The organism is Streptomyces misionensis, assembly GCF_007896895.1.
Classification (GTDB): Bacteria; Actinomycetota; Actinomycetes; order Streptomycetales; family Streptomycetaceae; genus Streptomyces; species Streptomyces misionensis_A.
In genome coordinates, this window is the sequence record NZ_VOGW01000046.1 from 1 (window position 1) to 3,219 (window position 3,219).

A 3,219-nucleotide genomic window follows, 5' to 3' on the forward strand; every position below is an offset into this window, starting at 1 on the left:
GGTGGGCTTCCGACCCCGTGGCCGCTGTCCGCCAAGACCGCGTCCGGGCTGCGCGCCCAGGCCGCCGCCCTGCTCGCGCACGCCGAGGCGCACCCCGGCCTCGCCCTGCCCGACATCGGCTGGTCGCTGGCCACCGGCCGCACCGCCTTCGAACACCGGGCCGTCGTCGTGGGCGAGGACCGCGACGACCTCCTGCGCGCCCTGCGCGCGCTGTCCGCCGGCGGCATCGACACCGCACTGACCACGGGCCGCACCGGACCGGACGGCGAACTCGCCTTCCTCTTCCCGGGCCAGGGCAGCCAGCGAGCCGGCATGGGCCGTGAACTGGCCGCCGCCGTCCCAGTGTTCGCCGCCGCGCTGGACGACGTCTGCGCCCACCTCGACCCCTTGCTGCCCCGGCCGCTGCGCGAGGTCATGTTCGCCTCCGAAGGCACCGAGGAAGCCGCCGAACTCGACCGGACCCTCTACACCCAGACCTCGCTGTTCGCCCTCGAAGTCGCCCTGTACCGGCTCCTGGAGAGCTGGGGCGTCACCCCGGGCGTGCTCATGGGCCACTCCGTCGGCGAACTCGCCGCCGCGCACGTGGCCGGGGTCCTCTCCCTCGCCGACGCCTGCGCCCTCGTGGCCGCCCGCGGCCGGCTGATGCAGCAACTGCCCCCCGGCGGCGCCATGATCGCCGTCCAGGCCACCGAGGACGAGGTCCGCGCCCGCATCGGCGAACGCACGGACCGCGTCGGCATCGCCGCGCTGAACGGTCCCGACTCCGTCGTCGTCTCCGGCGACGACGACCTCGCCACCGAGATCGCCGCCGCCTTCGCCGCCCTCGGCCGCAAGACGAGCCGACTGCGCGTCAGTCACGCCTTCCACTCGCCGCACATGGAACCCATGCTGGCGGAGTTCCGCGAGGTGGCCGAGGGCCTGACCTTCCACGCCCCGCGCATCCCGATCGTGTCCGACGTGACCGGCCGGCTGCCCCGGGAACTCCCGGAGTACGAAGGGCGCACGGCCGCGTACTGGGTCCGGCACGTGCGCGAGGCGGTCCGGTTCGCCGACGGCGTCGCCCGCCTCGAGTCGCGGGGCGTCCGCGCCTACCTGGAACTGGGCCCCGGCGGCGTGCTCACCTCCCTCACCCGTTCCGCCGCCGACACATCCCTGTGCGTCCCCGCCCTGCGCGCCGGGCGCCCCGAGACCGGGGCCCTGCTGACGGCGGTCGCCGCCCTGCACGTCCACGGCGTGGAACCGGACTGGGACGCCCTGTTCGGCGGTGGGCGACGCACACCCCGCAGGGTCCCGCTCCCCACCTACGCCTTCGAACGACGGCGCCACTGGCTGGACGACGGCGACACCGCCCGGACCCCCGCGCCCCCGCGGCCCGCCACCACCGCCGAACCGGCCGATCCGGACGCCGCGCCTGCCGGAGCCCTGGACGCGGGGACGTCCGCGCTTCCCGGCCCGGGACGCGAGGACGCCGTGCTCGACCTGGTCCGCGCCCACATCGCCGCCGTCCTGGGCCACGCCGACCCCCGCCAGGCCGAGACCGAGTGGACGTTCAAGGACCTCGGGTTCGACTCGCTCAGCTCCGTCGAACTGCGCGACCGGCTCAGCGAGGCCACCGGCCGGCGCCTGCCCAGCGGGCTGCTCTTCGACCACCCGACCCCGGCCGCCCTCGCCCGCCACCTCGCCGCCGCGTCGCGGCGCGGCGAGGACACGCCGGCCGGCGCGCCCACGACGCCGGCCGACCCCGACGAGCCCGTCGCCGTCATCGGCATGAGCTGCCGCCTGCCCGGTGGCGTGCACACCCCCGAGGACCTGTGGCGGCTGCTCGTCTCCGCCGGTGACGCCGTCTCCGGGTTCCCGACGGACCGCGGCTGGGACATCGAGGCGCTCTGCGACCCCGGGCCCGGCACGCCCGGCACCTCCAGCACCCGGTACGGCGGCTTCCTGCACGACGCCGCCGAGTTCGACGCCGGTTTCTTCGGCATCAGCCCCCGTGAGGCCGCCGCGATCGACCCCCAGCAGCGGCTGGTCCTGGAAACGGCGTGGGAGGCCTTCGAACGGGCCGGCATCGACCCGGCCACCCTGCGCGGAAGCCGGGCGGGCGTGTTCATCGGCGCGACGGCACAGGACTACGGCCCCCGGCTGCACGAGCCGGCCGACGGCGCCGAAGGCTATCTGCTGACCGGCACGACGACCAGCGTCGCCTCCGGCCGCGTCGCCTACTCCTTCGGGTTCGAGGGCCCGGCCGTCACGGTCGACACGGCCTGCTCGTCGTCCCTGGTGGCCTTGCACCTGGCCATCCAGTCGCTGCGCAGCGGCGAGTGCACGATGGCCCTGGCCGGCGGCGTCACGGTGATGTCCACGCCGGGCATGTTCGTGGAGTTCAGCCGTCAGGGCGGTCTGTCGGCGGACGGCCGCTGCAAGGCGTTCGGTGCGGGCGCGGATGGTACCGGCTGGGCGGAGGGCGTCGGCATGCTCCTGGTGGAGCGGCTGTCCGACGCCCGGAGGAACGGACACGAGGTGCTGGCCGTGGTGCGGGGCAGCGCCGTGAACCAGGACGGCGCGTCCAACGGCCTGACCGCGCCCAACGGCCCCTCCCAGGAGCGTGTCATCCGCCAGGCCCTGACGGCCGCCGGACTCGCGCCCACGGACGTCCACGCCGTGGAGGCGCACGGCACCGGCACGCGCCTCGGCGACCCGATCGAGGCGGAAGCCCTCATCGCCACGTACGGCCGACAGCGGTCGCCGCAACGGCCGTTGTGGCTCGGCTCGCTGAAGTCCAACATCGGCCACACGCAGGCCGCGGCGGGCGTGGCCGGGGTGATCAAGATGGTGCTGGCGATGCGGCACGGTGTGCTGCCGCGGACCCTGCACGCGGACGAGCCGACCCCGCACGTGGACTGGCCGGCGAGCGGCGTCCGCCTGCTGACCGAGGCCGTGGAGTGGCCCGCGGACGACGGACCGCGCCGGGCCGCGGTGTCCTCCTTCGGCATCAGCGGCACCAACGCCCACGTCATCGTCGAGCAAGCCGAGCCGGACGATGAACCCGCCCGCGGAACGGCCACCGCGGGACCGGTCCCATGGGTGCTGTCGGCGAAGAGTGACGCGGCGTTGCGGGCGCAGGCGGTTCGGTTGTTGGCCTTCCTGGACGGGGTGGGAGGCGCAGGGGTTCGTCCGGAGGACGTGGCGTTCTCCCTGGGGGCGACTCGTGGGGTGCTGGAG

Annotated in this window: 1 protein-coding gene; it reads left to right on the forward strand. The window is 75.3% G+C overall.

Annotated elements, in window-relative coordinates; all coding sequences use genetic code 11:
* A partial coding sequence (locus FRZ03_RS08335) for a type I polyketide synthase (RefSeq protein WP_146464524.1) occupies positions 1 to 3,219 on the forward strand: 3,219 nt, incomplete at both ends.